The 19199-nt window shown below is 49.6% G+C and carries 16 protein-coding genes; 2 read left to right on the top strand and 14 right to left on the bottom strand.

Annotation, left to right across the window (positions count from 1 at the left end; all coding sequences use genetic code 11):
• Positions 1-5 precede the first annotated feature (5 nt).
• Genes ODZ53_RS23295 through ODZ53_RS23265 form a run of 7 tightly spaced genes read right to left on the bottom strand, consistent with a single transcriptional unit; the run spans position 6 to position 8119 of the window.
• Entirely contained in the window at positions 6-1403 is a 1398-nt protein-coding gene (locus tag ODZ53_RS23295; protein WP_372680394.1) for a flippase, read from the bottom strand.
• Positions 1404-1426: 23 nt separating this feature from the next.
• On the bottom strand, positions 1427-2122 hold the full coding sequence (locus ODZ53_RS23290; RefSeq protein WP_372680392.1) for a CpsD/CapB family tyrosine-protein kinase: 696 nt from the start codon (positions 2120-2122) through the stop codon (positions 1427-1429).
• Positions 2097-2849 (bottom strand): YveK family protein, encoded by a 753-nt coding sequence (locus tag ODZ53_RS23285; protein ID WP_015892499.1) that lies wholly within the window; start codon positions 2847-2849, stop codon positions 2097-2099. Before ODZ53_RS23285 ends, ODZ53_RS23290 begins: the two co-directional genes overlap by 26 nt.
• Entirely contained in the window at positions 2842-3930 is a 1089-nt protein-coding gene (locus ODZ53_RS23280) for an LCP family glycopolymer transferase (RefSeq protein WP_372680390.1), read from the bottom strand. The genes ODZ53_RS23285 and ODZ53_RS23280 overlap by 8 nt, the downstream gene beginning before the upstream one ends.
• On the bottom strand, positions 3927-5822 hold the full coding sequence (locus ODZ53_RS23275; RefSeq protein ID WP_199927974.1) for a polysaccharide biosynthesis protein: 1896 nt from the start codon (positions 5820-5822) through the stop codon (positions 3927-3929). The genes ODZ53_RS23280 and ODZ53_RS23275 overlap by 4 nt, the downstream gene beginning before the upstream one ends.
• Before the next feature lie 40 nt (positions 5823-5862).
• Positions 5863-7143: a nucleotide sugar dehydrogenase gene (locus ODZ53_RS23270; RefSeq protein WP_372680388.1), complete on the bottom strand. Its 1281-nt coding sequence runs from the start codon at positions 7141-7143 to the stop codon at positions 5863-5865.
• Positions 7136-8119: an NAD-dependent epimerase gene (locus ODZ53_RS23265; protein ID WP_372680386.1), complete on the bottom strand. Its 984-nt coding sequence runs from the start codon at positions 8117-8119 to the stop codon at positions 7136-7138. The genes ODZ53_RS23270 and ODZ53_RS23265 overlap by 8 nt, the downstream gene beginning before the upstream one ends.
• Positions 8120-8311: 192 nt before the next feature.
• Here ODZ53_RS23265 and ODZ53_RS23260 point away from each other — a divergent pair, with 192 nt between their 5' ends.
• A complete protein-coding gene (locus ODZ53_RS23260; RefSeq protein ID WP_372680384.1) occupies positions 8312-9850 on the top strand; it encodes a glycosyl hydrolase family 28-related protein in 1539 nt (512 codons plus the stop codon).
• A 56-nt stretch (positions 9851-9906) separates the two neighbouring features.
• Here ODZ53_RS23260 and ODZ53_RS23255 read toward each other — a convergent pair whose 3' ends face one another.
• Positions 9907-10302: a hypothetical protein gene (locus ODZ53_RS23255; RefSeq protein ID WP_372680505.1), complete on the bottom strand. Its 396-nt coding sequence runs from the start codon at positions 10300-10302 to the stop codon at positions 9907-9909.
• Positions 10303-10413: 111 nt separating this feature from the next.
• Positions 10414-13626: a DNA translocase FtsK gene (locus ODZ53_RS23250; protein ID WP_372680382.1), complete on the bottom strand. Its 3213-nt coding sequence runs from the start codon at positions 13624-13626 to the stop codon at positions 10414-10416.
• Here ODZ53_RS23250 and ODZ53_RS23245 point away from each other — a divergent pair.
• Positions 13520-14794 (top strand): hypothetical protein, encoded by a 1275-nt coding sequence (locus tag ODZ53_RS23245; protein WP_372680380.1) that lies wholly within the window; start codon positions 13520-13522, stop codon positions 14792-14794. The genes ODZ53_RS23250 and ODZ53_RS23245 overlap by 107 nt on opposite strands.
• A gap of 64 nt (positions 14795-14858) precedes the next feature.
• Here ODZ53_RS23245 and cysC read toward each other — a convergent pair whose 3' ends face one another.
• Genes cysC through ODZ53_RS23220 form a run of 5 tightly spaced genes read right to left on the bottom strand, consistent with a single transcriptional unit; the run spans position 14859 to position 19172 of the window.
• Positions 14859-15464: an adenylyl-sulfate kinase gene (gene cysC, locus ODZ53_RS23240; protein ID WP_015892508.1), complete on the bottom strand. Its 606-nt coding sequence runs from the start codon at positions 15462-15464 to the stop codon at positions 14859-14861.
• 39 nt (positions 15465-15503) lie between these two features.
• Complete coding sequence (sat, locus tag ODZ53_RS23235) at positions 15504-16643, bottom strand: sulfate adenylyltransferase (RefSeq protein WP_372680378.1); 1140 nt, start codon at positions 16641-16643, stop codon at positions 15504-15506.
• A 42-nt stretch (positions 16644-16685) separates the two neighbouring features.
• Positions 16686-17402: a phosphoadenylyl-sulfate reductase gene (locus tag ODZ53_RS23230; protein ID WP_372680376.1), complete on the bottom strand. Its 717-nt coding sequence runs from the start codon at positions 17400-17402 to the stop codon at positions 16686-16688.
• Positions 17399-18877 (bottom strand): uroporphyrinogen-III C-methyltransferase, encoded by a 1479-nt coding sequence (gene cobA, locus ODZ53_RS23225; RefSeq protein WP_372680374.1) that lies wholly within the window; start codon positions 18875-18877, stop codon positions 17399-17401. The genes ODZ53_RS23230 and cobA overlap by 4 nt, the downstream gene beginning before the upstream one ends.
• 55 nt (positions 18878-18932) lie before the next feature.
• Positions 18933-19172: a DUF3906 family protein gene (locus ODZ53_RS23220; RefSeq protein ID WP_173627394.1), complete on the bottom strand. Its 240-nt coding sequence runs from the start codon at positions 19170-19172 to the stop codon at positions 18933-18935.
• Positions 19173-19199: the final 27 nt, after the last annotated feature.

Here is a 19199-nt window from a genome sequence, read left to right as displayed (position 1 = left end):
CTTCTTCATGACCTCGTCTCCTGGAGCGAGACGGAATATTTTTCAGACAAAAACGGGATGTACCATGTGCGAAAGCCAAAATATTTGGATGCCCAATACGAAGCACAAAGATCTCGACAGATCAGACTGATTGAAGTTGCAATGGCCGCCCCGATAATTCCATACTGCGGAATGAGACAAGCGTTTCCGATTATGTTTAGTGCAGCTGAACAAACAAGAATATTGCGGGCCGTTTTTTGATGCCCGGTCATTGTCAATAAAGGGATAACACTGCCTGTGCAAAAATTGACAAACTGCCCCATGCACAAAATCACAAGGACGAGACTCTCGCTCGCAAACTCTTCGCCAAAGAAAGTGAGCAACGGAACGGCGAATATCGCCACCAGCAGATTGAGAGGAGCAGAGGTGAAGAAAATGAGCCGATTGGCAAACGCAATCATCTTTTTCAAGCCGTCCATATCATTACGTGCGTACAGCTCAGAAAACTTGGGAGAGAGGATCGTATTGATGGAAATCAGCGCAAAGCCCGTCACCATTGCCAGACGAATGACCACACTGTATACTCCAACAGTTTTGGCATCCGTAAAAATACCCAGCATGATCATATCTGTCCACGTCATGATCAATTCCATCGACGCACTCAGATACATCGGGAGTGCGACTGCAATAATTTCCCTCAACCCAACACCAGGCTCTCCCGCAGTCGGCTGTACACTGTTACGGAATCCTCGGCTTGTGGCATACCACTGCCCCATCCCATAGACAGCATTCAAGAAAACAGCAGCTGCGAGCAGTTGAATCAAGAGCATCGTACTGGGTTCGAAAAAAGGAATGGCGATAAAGAGAAACGCCAAGTGCAGAAAACGCATACCGACAATATCGACAGTGATCGAGATGACAACCCGATGTAGCGCCCGAAATGCAGATGCATACAGCCTTGCGAGCGACACAAACGGAAGCATCCACGCGACGACTCGCAATGCCTCTGCTGGCAGCTCCCCTGCAAACACGTAGGCAGACATCTGCTCTGAGAACACATACAAAAGTACCCCTAGCACAATTGAAATCAACGTCGCCCACAGCACTACTTTGTTGAATACTTCGGAAATCTGATAAAGCGAGCCTTTCGCACGAAACTCCGAGAGAAAGCGGATGATGGCTGTATCCGTCCCCAAAACGGCCAGCACCATTCCGATGTTCATCAGGGTGAGCGTCAGCGAATAGATGCCCAAGCTCTCGGCTCCATACTCTCTGGCAATGTAGAACTGCAAGAGATAGAGCAGTACGAAGCCAAGGAGCCGAAACAAAAACGTGAAGGCCGAGCCGCGAATCACTTCGTGAACATCGCGATCTTTATTGAGACGGCCCCATTGTCGTTGCCAAGCTAATTTGAGGGCATGCATGCCTACAAACGCCCCGCTTTCTGCTATGCGTTGTACCCATATCCGTAGTAGCCTTCTCTCTTCCCTACCTTTTTGTTGTTGAGAACAACACCAAGCAGATTGGCTCCTGCTGCTTTTAACTGCTCTACCGCCTTGATAGCAGAATCCCGCTTCGTCTTGCTAGCATCCACCACCATGACACAACCGTCCATTTCCCTCGCCAGCACCATTGCGTCGCTTACGATTAATGGCGGGCTATCGACAATGACAAAATCATAATTGTGGCGCAGATAGTCCATCAATTCCAATAGCCGTGGCGTCCCGAGCATTTCCGCTGGATTATGCGGGATTGGCCCTGCCGTAATGATCGACAGCTCTGACACCCCAGACGGTTGGATGATATCGGGAATCTGGCACATATCCGAAAAGTAAGAACTGATCCCGTACAGATTGGGCATATCAAAAGTGAAATGTACCCGCGGATTGCGCAAGTCAAAATCAAGCAGCACCGTTTTCTTGTGATCCTTTGCCATCATCAAGGACAGGTTGGCAGCCGTGATCGTTTTTCCCTCAGAAGCCCCTGGACTGGTGACTAAAATCGTTTGCATCAGCTTGTCGCCCATGGAAAACTGAATGTTTAAGCGAAGGGTACGGTAGCCCTCTACCAGCGGAGACAGCGGCTCCCAATGAGCGATCAGCTTTTGGTAACGATCATCAGGCTTCTGCCTTCTCATACTCATTCCTCACTTCCTCCACCTTGGGCTGGCGAAATGCCTTCCGCGTTTTTTTATCAATCACCGCAATGGTTGCCAGTACAGGTAAGCCTAAATACTCCTCCACTTCTTTTTCCGATTGGAGTCGGGTATCCATCTGCACGAGTAAGAAGACGACGACCATAGATGTTGCCAACCCGAGGACAAAAGCGATCACCGAATTGAGGATCGGCTTTGGACTCACTGGAATGGCCGCCGGATTGTTTCGGGCTTCCGCCAAAATATGCACGTTGTTCATGCTGAGCATTTTGACGACTTCTTCCTGAAAGGTCTTCGCGATTGTATTGGCGATGAGCACAGCTCTGCCCTGATCCGGGTCTTCTACCGTAATGGAAATGACCTGCGAGTCCTTAACTGGCTCTACCTTTGTTTGAAGCAGCAGCTCCTCCATCGTAGAACCCGCCCCGATCACTTCGAGTACGCGCTCCATCACCCGCGGACTTTCAATAATGACGCGATAGGTCTCAATCAATTTCAGATTGGAATCAATTTCTGCGACGGATAGCATGCTCTCTACGGTTGAATCCAGCGAGCGATTCACTAATATTTCCGTCTTCGCCTGATAAATCGGTGTCAGCAAATAGAAGCTCACGAGCGCTGTTCCGATGGTGCATAAAGAGGTAATCAAAAGGATCAGCTTCCATCGCTTCAACAACATCAGGAGTATTTCACGAAGATTAAGCTCCTCATTCATCCTGCTTCCCCCTTTGCCCCGCTATGCTGTCACTTCCTTCTTTTGGCAGTTGTACGGGAGGTTCGATTTGTTTTTGAAAAGTTGAAAGACTCTCGGTCAACCTCTCGCGCTCTTGCGGGCTGACGATATAGTAGTAGATTCCATTGATCATTTGACCCTTTCCTTCCAAACGAATCGTCTCGACGGAGGTAACTACCGTACTGTAGCTTAGGGCAAGCTGTTTCATCACATCAAAGGTCATGTTCGTTTTCACGTATTTCCCCATCGTCGTAAGGACATCATTCAATCGAGTAGGCGATGCAAGAGTTACCCCTTTGTCCAGCAATGCCTTGATGATTTCCTGCTGTCTTTCGTTGCGCCCGAGGTCGCCTCTCGGATCTTCATAGCGCATGCGAGCGTAGACCAAGGCTTGCTTCCCGTCTAGCTGGATGGGACCGACCGGAAAGGTGTAATCGGCATAAGTAAAGGCAAGCTTGTTGTTGACTTCCACTCCGCCCAGCGCATCGATCACACCTGCGAACCCTTCCATATTTGCGGTCACCACGTAATCAACGGGTAATTGAAGAAACTGCTCGACGGTGTCTACTGCCTGCTGCACGCCCCCGAATGCATACGCGTGATTGATCTTATCCTGGGTACCTTTGTGCGCGATAACGGTTCGTGTATCACGCGGTATACTGATGAGCAGCGCAGATTTCGTTTTCGGGTTGACGGAGAGTACGAGGATGACATCTGAGCGCCCCTTGTCATTCTCTCGTTCATCAACACCGAGAAGCAACAGGGTGATCGGTTCTTTGGGCAAGATAGCGGAGTTCTCCACTTCAGCCGCAGGCGGTGTCGTTGCTCCTTGGGAATTCATGGTCGGTGTTTGTCTCACAGATGCTGGTTCAGTCGCTACAGGTATCTCGACAGATTTCTGCGTGCGGACAGGGAGGTACATTTTGCTGGCCGTTTCTTTTAACGACAGATAGACGTACACAACATAACCACTCAGGCTGATGAGACAAATCAATCCTCCCCATGCTAGCAGCCGCTTCCACTTGATCGTGGCGATCTTTTCCTTCCATTTGCTGACGCTCATCCGATCGCCACTGGATAAGGGACTGGCGTAGACTCTTCCTTCACGTAAGAAGTGGATTGATAGCCTGGCACGATCCCTTGCAAAATCTCGATGATGGATTGTTTATCCTCCATCGTCGCTCCCTTTTCTGCAATTTGCTCCAACCGGGCGATCCCTGCCAAGAGCTCATTCCAGGAAAAATCGAGGGGCTTCCCAATGAAGATGCGATTATGGCAAGTAGACGACAAGCCTTCTTCCGCCGTCAAAATTTCTTCGTACAGCTTCTCACCCGAACGAATTCCTGTGAATACGATCGGTATATCCTTCCCGGGCTCCAAGCCTGCCAAGCGAATCAGGTCGAGGGCCATATCGACAATCTTGACCGGTTTCCCCATATCGAGAATGAATATTTCCCCTCCCTGAGCGAGTGCTCCCGCCTGGATAACAAGCTGGGCAGCCTCAGGAATGGTCATAAAGAATCTCTCCATATCTGGATGTGTAATGGTAATCGGTCCACCCGCCCGTATTTGATTGAGAAAAACGGGAACGACGCTCCCCCTGCTCCCCAGGACATTTCCAAAGCGAACAGCCGCAAACCGGGTAAGTCCGAAATGGTTATAACCCTGGATCAGTAACTCAGCGATCCTTTTGGTTGCTCCCATCACACTGGTTGGATTCACTGCCTTGTCCGTCGAGATCAGGATGAAATGAGAGACGCTTGTTTCCAGCGCGCATTCCGCAACGTTTTTCGTACCCAAGATGTTATTTTTTAATGCCTCACACGGGTTGTTCTCCATTAACGGCACATGCTTGTGCGCTGCCGCATGAAAAACAACGGCGGGACGATATTCATGCATAATCGAAGCAATTCTTTGTCTGTCACGAATATCTGCAATCAAGCTGACCGTCTCCTGCTCAGGAAACAAACGCGAGAGCTCCAGGCCCATTTCAAAAATACCGTTCTCTTCGTTCCCCAAGAGAAGAAGTTTCCTTGGGCCAAATCTAGCTATTTGTCTGCAAAGCTCAGACCCAATCGAGCCGCCCGCTCCTGTCACAAGTACGACTTGCTGCCGCAAGTACCCCGTAATCTCTTCCAGATTGACTTGAACAGGCTCTCTTCCCAATAAATCCTCCAACGCTACATCCCGAATCATGTTCATCGTGATTTTTCCGCTGATGATATCTGCTACATGCGGCAAAATTTTGACGCTTGCTCTCGTCGTTTTGCAAATATCGAAAATCTCCTTAATCGTCTGTCGGGAAGCAGATGGCATGGCAATCACGATGTCCGAGATGGAAAGTCGTTGAACGACACGGGCAACGTCAGCCCGATTCCCTACAACGGGCAAGCCGTACACACGCAGATTTTGTTTACTGGGCTCATCATCGATAAAAGCCACTGGACGCAGCTCCGACAAAGGCGAGGTTTTCATCTCTCTGGCTACGAGCACCCCTGCGCTACCTGCCCCGATAATTAATGTGCGCCTGCGATCCTGCGTTCTTTTCTCCCGCTCTTCATACCACCACTTCCATACAAACCGAGAGCCTGTGATCCCGAGCAAAACAAAGGCTAGTGTCATGAGAAAGAGTGAGGTTGGAAATCGGACGGACCAACCAAGCAGGTACGTCATTTTTAGTACCAGATAGAGAGCCAAAACAGAAAAGCTCGTGGCAAAAATAATCGAGACCAGTTCGCGAACACTGACATAGCGAAAAACAGGTCGATAGAGCTGAGCAAAGTGCATGCCTGTCACGACGAACAGTACGTGGCCAATCATCAAATACATAGGTTGATAGTCGCTTATCTCCGTGAAAGAAAAATCAAATCGAACCAGGCAGGCCAACCAGACAGCCAAGCTGATAATTCCTGCGTCCGATAAGCTTAACCAGAATCTTCTCTTCCGGTAGCTCATATTCATCCGCTCCAGGTGATCGTTATTCAAAAAATGGTCATCATAAACGCCACAGGCTAATTTCTGCCGGGCATGTCTCGCGATTGAGCACGCTTTTCACATCTGCGATGACACCTTGCCCCTGATACAAGAGCCCTGCAAGCTCCTCCCATCCCAGGTGCAGATATCGCTCATGAGGTACAGCCAATACGATTCCGTGGGCAGGCTGCAGGTCTTCCCACTCTCGCAATTGAATGCCGTATTCCTCTCTCGTCCGCTCTGGACAAGCCAATTCATCTGTCACTTGGACCTCTACTCCGAACTCCTTTAGTTCCTGAATAATGTCGATGACCCGACTATTGCGGATATCCGAAACGTTTTCTTTAAAGGTGATGCCCATAATCGTAATCCGCGAGCCTTGAATCGCAATATTTTGCCAGATCATTTGTTTCACGAGTGAGGTCGCGACGAACTTGCCCATTCCGTCATTGATCCGTCGTCCAGCCAGTATGACCTGTGGATGATAACCAACACTCTCCGCCTTGTATGTCAAATAGTAAGGATCGACGCCAATACAATGACCACCGACGAGTCCTGGAGAGAACGGAAGGAAATTCCACTTGGTCCCGGCGGCTTGGAGCACATCTGCCGTAGAAATGCCCAAGCGGTCAAAAATAATCGAGAGCTCATTGATCAAGGCGATGTTGATGTCGCGTTGCGTGTTCTCAATCACTTTGGCTGCCTCAGCCACCTGAATCGAGGGCGCTTTGTGAATACCCGCCTCTACAATCAACCCGTACATCTCGGCAATTGTTTCACACGTCTGGCGATCTTGCCCTGAAACGACCTTGACGATCTGAGACAATCTCCGTTCCTGATCCCCCGGATTAATTCGTTCAGGTGAGTAGCCGACGAAAAAATCAATTCCCGCCAGCTTTCCAGACGCTTGTTCCAATACAGGAATACAAATTTCTTCTGTTGCCCCTGGATACACGGTCGATTCATAGACAACGATGGTCCCTGAAGTCAGATATTGCCCAACGCTTTCAGACGCGAGAATGAGTGCGCGCATATTGGGTCGTTTCGCAGAATCGACAGGTGTGGGTACCGTTATGATGATAAAATCACACGTTTCGAGACTTGCGGGGTCATCTGTATACGTGATGTTGGCTCGCATCAGCTCATCTGTAGACATCTCTCCGGTTTCATCCATTCCGCTCTCCAGACTTCGTATGCGTCTTTCGTCAATATCAAAACCCACTACTGGAAGCACTTGGCCAAAAGCAATCGCAACAGGCAGTCCTACATATCCAAGACCTACTACTCCCACTTTTTTACGCATGAGCGACACCATAATAGCTGACGTACCAGTCTACAAAGCGGGATATCCCCACATTGACTGGTGTTTTTGGGCGAAAACCTGTCGCCTCATACAAAGCTTCTACTGACGCATAGGTAGCAGGAACATCCCCCGGCTGGATGGGCAAATAGTCGCGAACAGCCTTTTTCCCCAGCTTCTCCTCCAAGATCGAGAGAAACGTAAGTAAATCGATCGGCTGGTGATTCCCGATGTTGAATACCTCATGCGGCGCCTTATACCCTTCCCTTTGGGGGATTCGATTCATCAGTCGCAGCATCCCTTCGACGATATCGTCCACATACGTAAAGTCCCTTGTCATGTTGCCGTAGTTGAAGATACGGACAGGCTCTCCCGACAAAATCGCCTTGGTAAACGTATAGAGCGCCATATCGGGTCGGCCCCACGGCCCATATACCGTAAAGAAGCGCAGTCCCGTCGCAGGCAAGCCGTATAAATGACTATAGGTATAGGCCATCAGTTCATTGGCTTTTTTCGTTGCTGCGTACAAGCTGACCGGCTCATCTACGGGATCGTACTCCGCAAATGGTAGCTTTGTATTCCCTCCGTAGACGGAGCTAGAGGATGCGTAGAGCAAATGCTTGACCCTCGACTGTCGGCATCCTTCCAAAATGTTTAGAAACCCGGCGATATTGGAAGTCGTATAGGCATGAGGATTTTCCAGACTGTACCTGACACCCGCCTGAGCGGCCAAGTGAATGACAGTCTCCGGCTCCATTTCTCGGAACAACTCGTCCATCTTGCTCTGATCTGCAATATCCGCTTTGATAAAACGAAATAATGGATACGCTTGAAGGATTTCCAGTCGGTTGCTCTTCAAGACCGGGTCGTAATACTCATTGCAATTATCTACCCCCCACACCGTCTGTCCTTGTTCCAAAAGCCGTCGTGCTACATGAAAACCGATAAATCCAGCTGCACCTGTCACCAAAATCGACATACTATCCACCTCTTTGCTTATTCATACGGAGGTTCTAGGACAAATATGCCAGTCGTTGCCCAAAGTTTATGGAACACATTTTTATGGAGTCCATGCCCTTTTTACTAAATGGTTGTCAACATTTGAGAAATGGTTGAATGAAATGAAAAGAAGACAATCTTGTCTACCCATTTTTTGGAGGGGAATGCTTTTATGTGGATTGATGTAAAAACGTACGGAGCAAAGGGGGATGGGGTGACCGACGATACCCAAGCAATCCAGACTGCATTAACTGCTGCTCTGAACCTGCAAATTCCATTATTTTTCCCTGCTGGCACCTATATCATTGAGCCAAACAGACTGGAGGTCATCCTAGGAGCAGGAAAAAGCCTAGTGATGCAGGGAATCGGTCCTTTTTCCGTAATAAAGAGGAAAGCGAATTCAACTGCCGCAGATTGGCGCTGGCTGTTCTCGATTACGTCCGCGGGTGGGGATGCTGATTCTTTTGTGGTGGCCAACCTGAAGATCGATTCCAATGCGAGAGCAAACCCGCTGCCACCCGACCCTTACGATTACGAGCATAGCACCGATTTCTACATTCGTGGTGGCGGTCCTAGCAGCTATATCAATTACGTAGCGCTACAACAAGTATGGTGTACGGATGGAGTCGCCGACCATTTTTACTTTGCTGGAGAAAAAAACTGCTATGTCCGCACTGTGCAAATTACCGATTTTTACAGCGACAACCGCAAGCGTACACGCTCAGACATTACCGTGACGGGTGGCCTAGAGCGGCTGAATGCAGCGAATGTAGCGTGTGATCGTTTTGAGATCGAGCTCAATCAAGGGTACGACGGAGCTACACCCATGTTCGTAAACCTGACCAATATCTCTTGCCGTCAACAGCTCGACTTGGAAGGAGATTTGTCCTCCCCAATGGTCGTGCAAGGTAGTCATCTTGTTTCGCTCGCTAGCTTCAGTCTTACTGGCATGACAGGCTGTATCAGCTCCTCGGTATTTTATACGGCACCTGAACAGAAAAATCGGGTGAACTTTATGAAAGACATGACGTTCAGCAATTGTCGCTGGGTATTGCATACGACCGCACAAGGAAGCACCAAGACAGTTGGTACTGGTCTCACCGTGGATTATTCAGATGTAGGACTTGTATTTGATGGCTGTAGCTTCGAGGCCACTGATACAGCGACTTCCATCGGCGGCTACGCCTTGAGCTTGGAGCCATGGGAAGTGCTCGCCGAGAGACAAGTTACTGTGAGAAACTGTTCGTTTGACCCTCGACTGACCCAAAACATTTCGTTGAACCGATGCGGAAATGTCTCCCTCATAAACAACCGGTACTCCGGGTCCGATCACGCCATCATGCTCTACGGCACTGGAACGTACCCATTGGTAGTCACCGTGGATGGTGGCGACTTCAGCCAGGTTACTGGAAAAATGTTCTATCACAAGTCTTCGGATAAAATAACCCTCTCCATGAAAAACCTCCCTGTTCCTGTTTCCCTCACAAGCGGCTACAAATCCGAAAACTCTTCCTTTACCCCCATTGTTTCCATCAACGAACGTGTTGTGTATGTCGCAACAGCCCCCAGCGCCTCCGTCAAATACGGCGGTATCAAAGGCGATACTCTGCGCTTGATCACTCCTGTAAACAATCAACCCTGTGAATGGATTGCGACTACGACAAATAAGACTGCCTGCACCTGGTTAGTGACCAAAACGGCCAAAAGCTAAAGGGAATGAAAAACATCCATCTGGCCCCTCGTTGTGGGATAGATGGATGTTTGTTATTAGGCAATACGCTCCAAATCCGGATTGTACCGTTTCACATAGGTATAAATTTCTTCCCCAAGCAATTGCGTTCTTACTAGCCCATCTGCCTGCTCACTCAAATGCTGGGTGAGTTGATTGGTTCCATTTTCGATGCGTCTTTTGGCTGCCTCAGGCAGTGTCAATACATGCGGTACGAGCAATTGCAGGTACCAAACGCCCTCGTCTTCCTCGGAGACATCGATCTCCAGTTCCATGTCCGGACTGTCGAAATCGTACAGCTGGTTAAAGAGCGACTCCCTTTTTTCCTGCGTCAGTGCGGTAATGTCAATTTTCTCCACGCTCAAATAATACTCTTCATTGAACAAGACAATTTTGTCGTCAATTTCCTGATACTTTTTCGCCAGCGGATTCATCGTCATCGTTCCTTTCCATTTCACATCTATTTTATAGCATACTACCTTACTGAATATTTAGGCAACTCGTCCGTATAGAAAGGGCCTTGCTCCATGCAAGACCCTCGTATTTTACAGGAGAGTCGATCCCTCCACTACGGCTTGGGCGTCCTCCTTGGAAATAAGGACGGCGCGAGCCTTACCGCCGCTTTGTCCTGCGACGTACCCATCTGCCTCCATCATTTCGATGAGACGGGCAGCACGGTTATATCCGACGCGGAAACGGCGTTGCAATCCAGATGCAGAAGCTTGACCCTGGTCGGCTACGAACACAAGGGCTTCCTGATACAACGGATCATCTCCGCTGTCAAACGATGCAACTTGCTGCTCCAAATCTTCTTTGCTGAAAATGTACGCAGGCTTTCTTTGCTTTTTGATCATGTGCGTGATTCGCTCGATCTCGTCATCCGAGACGAAGTTCCCTTGCAGACGAACCGGGGTCGTACCGCTCTCAAGAAACAGCATGTCCCCTCTACCCAACAGTCGTTCTGCCCCAGATTGATCGAGAATCGTACGCGAATCAACTTGGGAGAACACGGCGAAAGCAAGACGAGTCGGTACGTTTGCCTTGATGTTTCCGGTAATGACATCCACAGATGGGCGCTGTGTCGCCAAAAGCAAATGAATACCGCAAGCACGTGCCTTCTGAGCGATCCGGATAATGCAATCCTCCACATCCTGCGGCGAAACCATCATCAGGTCAGCCAACTCATCGATGACGATCACGATATAAGGCAGTTGATCATCTGTCGTCTGATTGTAGCGGTCAATATCGCGAACACCCGCATCTACGAACAACGCATAGCGCTTCTCCATTTCTTCCACGGCCCACTTGAGAGATGCCGTTGCCTGCTTGGCCTCTGTCACGACAGGCGTAACCAGATGCGGCAAATGATTATAAGGGGCGAGCTCTACCATTTTCGGGTCGATCAAGAGCAATCGCACCTGCTCAGGAGTCGCCTTGTACAGCAGACTGACGATGATCGAGTTGATGCAGACACTTTTACCCGAGCCTGTCGAGCCGGCAATCAAACCGTGCGGCATCTTTTTAATATCCGCAATAATCGGCTCTCCCCCGATGTCCATACCAAGTGCGACTGCCAACGGAGAGGAATGCTCCTGAAACTTGTCTGAACTGATAATCTTCTCGATTAATACAGGTTGGCTGGACATATTCGGGACTTCGATTCCGATGGCATTGCGTCCTGGAATCGGTGCCTCGATACGAATATCTTTGGCAGCCAAATTCAGCTTGATATCGTCAACCAATCCTGTAATCTTGTTCACTTTTACGCCCGGAGCCGGTTGCAACTCAAAGCGTGTCACGGATGGGCCTTTGACAATCCCTACTACTTGAGCGCTGACATTGAAATTCACGAGCGTCTCTTCCAATAATAGCTTTTGAATTTGCGTATGCTCATCGTCATCATCACTGACCGGTGGGCTTGGATTCAGCAGTCCCAAATCCGGCAAGGCGTATGGCGGCTGTGCGAGCTCTGTTCCTTGGTCCGCTTCATTGGACGAGTCTTTTACCGGAGCTGACACAGGCTGCATCGACTTGGATGCCTGAGACAGGTTCACGGACTGTGTTGCGGATGAAACAGGGACTGGTACGGTTTCTGCAACTGGTTCTTCAATCGGTTCCACAACGGATATCACAATTGGTTGAGCAATAGATTCAGACTCACTTGGTTCTGCTGGTTCTGCGTGCTCAGGCGACTCTTCGGAACCTGAACCCGCTCCTGCTGAACTGAGCTCCTGTGGTGAATCTATTTCTGCTCTCTCTAGCAAACGGCTGATAGCAGATGCATAGGCAGGCTCTTCGACGTCATCGCTCTCTAGCTCCGTATCGACTGCTTGATTCTCCTCCCCCACGGAAGGAGACTGCACGGTATCGCCATCATTCTCGCTCTCCACCTGCACAACCGCACTAAGTGTAGGAATCATTCTATGCTCGGCTTCCTCATCGGCTAGTCGCTCTTCCATCGTTTGAGACTCCGATACCTCTTCTTCCGCATCCACGCTCGTCATTGGTTCTACGAGTTCGCTTACTTCTATTTGTGGCTCTTCATTCTGATGCACTTCAGCCACCGTCTCTTCGGCTTTTGGCTCCGTATCCACCAGCGTTTTTTCTTCTATTTCTTCTACTACTGTCTCTTCCACTTGTACGGAAGCAGCAACCTCTCGTTCTGAATCAAGAGCTTCTACCACGACAGTCTTTGCAACAGTATTTTCTCCTTCGTTATGTACAGAATCATTCGCAATAACAACATGCTGCGGTTCATTTTGCTCAAAAAAAGCAGCCTCTTGCTCCTCTGGAAAATATCGCTCGCTGATCTCTTGTTCCCACTGCTTCATCTGCTGCAAATGCTCTTCTTGCTCCTGACGCGGATAAATGATTCCCGCAGTCGTATGAATCCGATGCTCTGCCTCACGCGTCGCCGGGGTTATTTTCCCATAAACAGGAGAAACGATTTCAGACGGCTGGTAGGCACGCTTTTCTTCTGTAGAAAAAACGGGTCTCGTTACTTTTTCCGCTTCTTTTTGCGGCGCACGGTTTGGACGCTGCGGTATCTCGATGTTGTTTTTAACAAGCTCAGGCTTCTTTTTCTCGAAGACGGGCTCTGTCTTTGCTTCCAACCCGCGATCATTTACTGGTCGCATCGTTTCACGCTTGGGCTCGAATCGCTCACGAGGTGCCTGCTGGCGACTGCGATCATTCGATTCGGCAGGATTCTCGCTACGATTGCGCTTCTTCTCCAAATAGTCATCCGGGACAACTGGAAAACGAAATTGACGCTCTCTTCTTTGACGCACATTGTCTTCTATATCTCGATTGTCTACCCGTTCTTTTGGGTATATGCTTTTTGTTCTCGCTTGAGGCTGGGGCTGACGGGGAACAGGATTATCTGCTTGGTTACCGCTACCTGCTGGACGGCCTTCTTCCTCTATCTCTTCTTCTCTTTCTCCCTGAAAAAAGTTCATCAGCTTTTGAAGCCACGACCACATGTTGCAACGCCCTTTCTTCACTAACCATCTTTTCCCCTTCATTTTACCATGAAAGTGGGACAGAATTAGCTGGATTGTGATTTTTTTCCGTTTTTGCGAAACCTTTTCTCTATTTGTGCGTAGAACAAAGGGGGAATAAAAAATAATATACATAGGGGAGGAACACATCATGTGGAAAAAAGGTAGCGCTCTTCTGGTAGCAGGTACGGTACTGCTCACCGGTTGTGCAGGCGAGGCATCCCTGGTGCGTGATTCTATCGTAGCGACAATTGACAAGCCAAACTATGATTTTGAAGGCTCCTTGAAGCTGACAGGCGACGTTGAGAAATTGCCTGAAGCATTCGGAGAACCGGCTGACAAAGAAGGGCAAGCGTTGTTGTCTGCTTTGAAAGCAGGCGTAACAGTAAAAGGCTCCCAGCTGGATCTGGACACTGTGAAGTTTGAAGTAGAAGTAAAAGACGACAAGCTCCTGCGCGACAACAAGCTCTGGACAGGTGACAAAAAAGCATCCGTAGAAACAATCGTTGACGAAGATAAAGTCTACGTGAAGTCTCCACTGGACAGCAAGTACTTGGTACTCGATTCGAACGCATCCAATCCTTTCATGGCTGAGCTTGGCGGCTCCGATGCTGCTAACGCTGCGAAGCTGAAAGAATACCAAGACAAAATGAACGATCTTACTTTCAACTTTGTGAAAAAGTATGTAAGTAAATATGGCTATACATTGGCAGACGCGAAAAACCATGGCAAACAATCCGTTACATTGCCAAACGGTGATAAGGTAGAAGCAACTCATGTAACTGTAAAAATCGACGCAAAAGAATTGGTAAAAATGTTCTTCTTCACAGCTAACGATGCAGTAGCTAGCAAAGAAGTAAAAGATTTTGCGATCGATATGATGGTACTGACCACTTCCATGACAGAAGATCTGTATCCGGAAATGGGCAAGAAAACCACAGAAGCTGAGAAGCGCGCAAATGCAGAAGCAATGGTAAACGAAGGCATGGCTGAAGCGAAAAAATGGCTGGAAGAAACAGGTAAAGCATACACACCTGAAAAAATCGTAGAAGAAATGAAAAAAGAAGGCTTCCACAAGCTCGCTTGGAACCTCGACTTCTACATCGACAGCAACAAAATGCCTGTAAAACAAACAAGCGATCTGAGCGTAACTTTCCAAGCGCCTGAAATGAAGCAACCTGTAACAATTGGTCTGTCTGCTGATCAATATGCATACAACTTCGGAAAAGCAACCAAGTTCAGTGCGCCAGCAAAAGATGCTAGTCTGACTGTAGAACAGCTGGTGAAAGATGAAAAAGCAATCAACAGCTTTAGCGACAAAGGCTTTGTTCGTCCAATCGCTGAAAACATGGTTGATCAACAAAAATGGATGGAAGAATGGGCTGAGGATCTGGAAGCTGAAGAACCAGCGACCACTACGAAGTAATATTTTTCCTCACGAAGAAAAGCACGGCGCCTCTCGCGTCGTGCTTTTTTACCTATCCATAGAACTAGAGAATCTTGAGCTCTTCCAGGTATGTAAGGACCATCTGGACAGATTCTTCAATCGTCTGCTTGTCGCTCTCAATGACCAACTCCGCTCGAAGAGGCTCTTCATACGGTGCTGAAATCCCCGTAAACTGACCAATCTCTCCACTTCTCGCTTTTCGGTACAGTCCCTTCACATCCCGGCGCTCACACTCATCCAATGAACACTTTACATATACCTCGATGAATTCTCCCGCCTCTACCAGATTACGCGCAAGCTCCCGGTCTTCCCGATACGGAGAGATAAACGCGGTCAAGGTAATCACTCCTGCGTCCACGAATAGCTTCGCGACTTCGCCAATTCGGCGAATATTTTCTTGTCTGTCCTCTGCCCCAAACCCCAATCCGCGGTTTAAGCCGTGGCGTATATTGTCACCATCCAGCACGTAACTGGCTAGCCCTCTTTGATGCAGTTCGTGTTCGACTGCATTGGCCAACGACGATTTGCCAGCACCAGACAGCCCCGTAAACCATAAGACACAGCTTTTGTGGCCTGCACGCTTCTGACGGTCTTGTTTGGTTATCGTCGTCGGATGCCATACGATATTCGCGGTGCCCTCTCTACTCATCGTCTCTCTCCTCTCTATCAACCGCTTTCTTCTCGCCGATTAAACGGACACAGGTCTCAGCCCTTCGATCAATACCCGCGCAACCTCAGGACGGCTAAATTCAGGTGGCGGCGCCTCTCCGCGCGACAGCATTTCCCTCACCTTCGTCCCGGACAGCGCGACATGATGCTCGCTATCATGCGGACACGTTTTGGTAGAGGCCATGTTTCCGCAGCTCTTGCAATAAAAGCTGTTCTCGAAAAATAATGGCGTAATCCCTAGCTCCTCCGGCTGAAATTGGCGGAAAATATGCTGGGCATCGTACGTCCCGTAGTAGTTGCCAACACCAGCGTGGTCCCGACCTACAATAAAATGTGTGCAGCCGTAATTTTTCCTCACCAAAGCATGAAAAATCGCTTCCCGTGGTCCCGCATAACGCATGGCAGCCGGGAAAACAGCCAACTCTACCCGGGTAGCCGGATAGTATTTTTCCAGCAATACCTGATAACTGTTCATCCGCACATCAGCAGGAATGTCATCTGCCTTCGTTTCGCCCACAAGAGGATTCAAAAACAGACCATCGACGATTTCGAGAGCTGACTTCTGGATGTATTCATGCGCACGGTGGACTGGGTTGCGTGTCTGAAAGCCGACAATCGTTTTCCAGCCCTTCTCGGCAAATCTTTCTCTCGTTTGTGCCGGATCGAAGTGATAGCTGGCAAAACGCCCTTTTTCGGTGCGCTTTACCAGCGTAATCGGGCCAGCCAAATAAACAGCGGGACGCTCCAGCAGCTTTTTCACCCCAGGATGATTCGTATCGTCGGTGCCATAGACGAGGCGGGCTTCTCTCTCTTTGTCAGGTGAATAAATATCAGTGATTTCAAGAATACCGTAGACCGAGCCTTGATGGCTCAACTGCACCTTGTCTTTGATCTGCAAGGCTCCTGCGACAGTGGTCGAGACCGGAAGTGTAATTGGAATGCTCCAAACGGTACCATCTGCCAACCGCATCTGCTCAACGACGGATATATAATCCTCCCGATTCAAAAATCCGGTAAGCGGACTATAGCCCCCAATCCCGATTAACTCCAGATCTGCGAGTGCAAATGCATCTATCTCCACCTCATGCGTAGTCACCGACAGGTCTGTCTGTGGATCAAAACGGTTTACCAGCTCTCCCCCGTGAGGTTTCCCACTCATACAAAAGCCCCTCCTATCCTTGATTTGTTCTTCTCTTTCTCGTTACCTTGCGAGATGCAGGCCGCATTCCGTTTTCCCTGCTTGCGCCCAGCGCCCTGCCCTCGAATCCTCGCCCTCTTTTACAGGGCGGGTACAAGGAGCGCAGCCGATGCTGGGATAGCTCTGGTCGTGAAGGGGATTGTACGGCAATTCAAATGCTCGGATGTATTGCCACACTTCTTCCGACTTCCAATGGATGAGTGGGCAAATTTTTAGTGACTGGAATTTTTCATCGCGGTTGATAAACGCGACATTCGCTCTCGTGGCAGACTGCTCTCTGCGTAGTCCTGACATCCATGCAACCGCTCCGGTCAGCACATCTTCCATCGGCTGTACCTTGCGGATATGGCAGCACATATCCGGCTGCCTACTCCACAATTCTTCGCCATAGAGGTCTGCCTGCTGGGCCAGCGTGATGTCCGGCTGCTTGACCGTTATCCGCAGCGCGGGATACCTCGCTCTCACCTGCTCAATCAAGCTGTACGTCTCGAAAAAGTGGAGATTGGTATCCAAAAAAGTGACCTTGGCATCCTTTTTCACATCGCTGATCATATCGAGCAGCACCATGGCTTCGGCCCCAAAGCTACACGAATAAATCAAATCATCCGAAAACGTCTTGTATGCCCATTTGATGACGTCTATGGTGTCACCCTTTGCGAGACGATTATTGATGGAAGCGAGTTCTTCCTCTGTCGCTGACGCAAAATTCAGTTGGCTCATGTGCCCCCTCCTTGATCATTCAGCGTACGAACATCCTTCAGCTCGTTTATATTGATCGCGTGATCTTCATGACTGCTCACGGATTGCCAGCCCATTTCTCTCGCTGCAACTGCTGTTTCCTTTCCGATACATACAATCGGTGTCTGTGACCAGGCATCGCCAGCGAATTGAGCCAGCGCTGACAGCGTGTAGACATCATCCGTCGCTAGCGAGTCAAATGACCATCCCTCCTTTTTCGCACTAAGGTCCTTCCCATCCCATACGAGCGTGCCGGCTTGGATCACGTGAATCGCCTTGCCGTGGTCCAGCGTGATTTTTTGCGGCTTCCGCTCCCCTGCGTAAAGCACCTGCTCTTCTTTTTCCAAGGCAAGCAGGTCGGGGAGTGCCAGCAGAGATGTATTTTCATCCAGCATCAAGTCCGGATAAATCCCCTGTTTCTCGAAAGCCTCAGAAGCCCGTTGTCCACAAACAGCCAGCTTGCTCGTCAAGCGCCGTACATCATAACGTTGTTGTCGCAAGGCAGAAGTAAAAAAGGATACTTGCTGCTCATTCTCGAAGACGAGCCAACGATAAGTGGCAAGCTCCGTCAATGGTGTGTCAAACGTGCAGTGCTCGACCAAACGAATCGGCATGACTTCGGCGCCCAACTGCTCCAAGGCAATCACGAGTTCGCTATTTCCTTCATCGCTTGCTCTTCTTGCAACGGCTACCCGTTGTCCGAACAAGGGGCGTGATTCGTACCAGTTCAGCGATTCCCGCAGACGGACGACCTCACCTATGATAATGATGGCAGGTGCGGTAAAACGGGCCTGCTCGACTTCCTTATCTATCGTCCCAAGCTTGCCGATCAACGTCTCCTGCTCACGCACCGTCCCCCAGCGCACGAGAGCAACGGGCGTATGGGCGTCTTTTCCATGCGCAAGAAGGCGCTCCCTGATGCGAGGCAGATTTTTCACACCCATGTAGATGACCAACGTTTCCATCGAAGCGAGGGCTGCCCAGTCCGGCTCCTTTCCTGCATTTTTTTCACACAGGTGACCGGTGACAAAAGCGACGGAAGAGTTGTAGTCACGATGCGTCAGCGGAATACCTGCGTAGAGCGGAGCCGCCATCCCGGAAGTAATCCCTGGGACGATCTCAAACGGAATAGAATAGTCACGGCACATCTGCGCTTCCTCTCCTACCCGCCCGAACATGCTCGGATCGCCGCCTTTCAGACGAACGACGTATTTCCCTTTTTGGGCTTCCCGGATGAGCAGAAGGTTGATCTCTTCTTGTGGCAATGTATGATGATCGGCCTCTTTCCCGCAATAGATGAGGGTGGCTCCCTTTTTTGCGTACGAGAGAAGCTGCGGGTTTGCTAGACGATCGTACACAATCACATCCGCAAGACGAAGCGACTCCATGCCGCGAATCGTCAGCAGCTTTGGGTCACCAGGCCCTGCTCCGACAAAAACGACTCTGCCTGCGTTCATTGCGAATCCGTCCTCCTTGCTGCATTGTTCCTTCACAGGAAGAGTCTTGGCCGTTTTAAGCAAACGTAGAGGTTTCCACTACGAACCCGACTCCTTGGCGTCCGAGCGGCTTTTTTTCCACCAAGCTCAGCTCTCTGATACGAGGTGGCGCTATCGTATGTCGCAAAAGATTGTTCTCGGCGGAAGAGAAGGCTCGCGCATCCGTTTGGGCGATCACCACAACCGTCAGTAACCGCCCTTCCTCTAGCACGGCTTCCAGCTTATAAAGATAGCTCTCTGCATGTTCCTCTGCCATGACATTCCTCCCTTAATCTAGCCCTAC

Source organism: Brevibacillus sp. BD137 (genome assembly GCF_041644655.1).
Lineage (GTDB): Bacteria > Bacillota > Bacilli > Brevibacillales > Brevibacillaceae > Brevibacillus > Brevibacillus brevis_D.
This window is presented reverse-complemented; position numbering and strand designations above follow the sequence as displayed.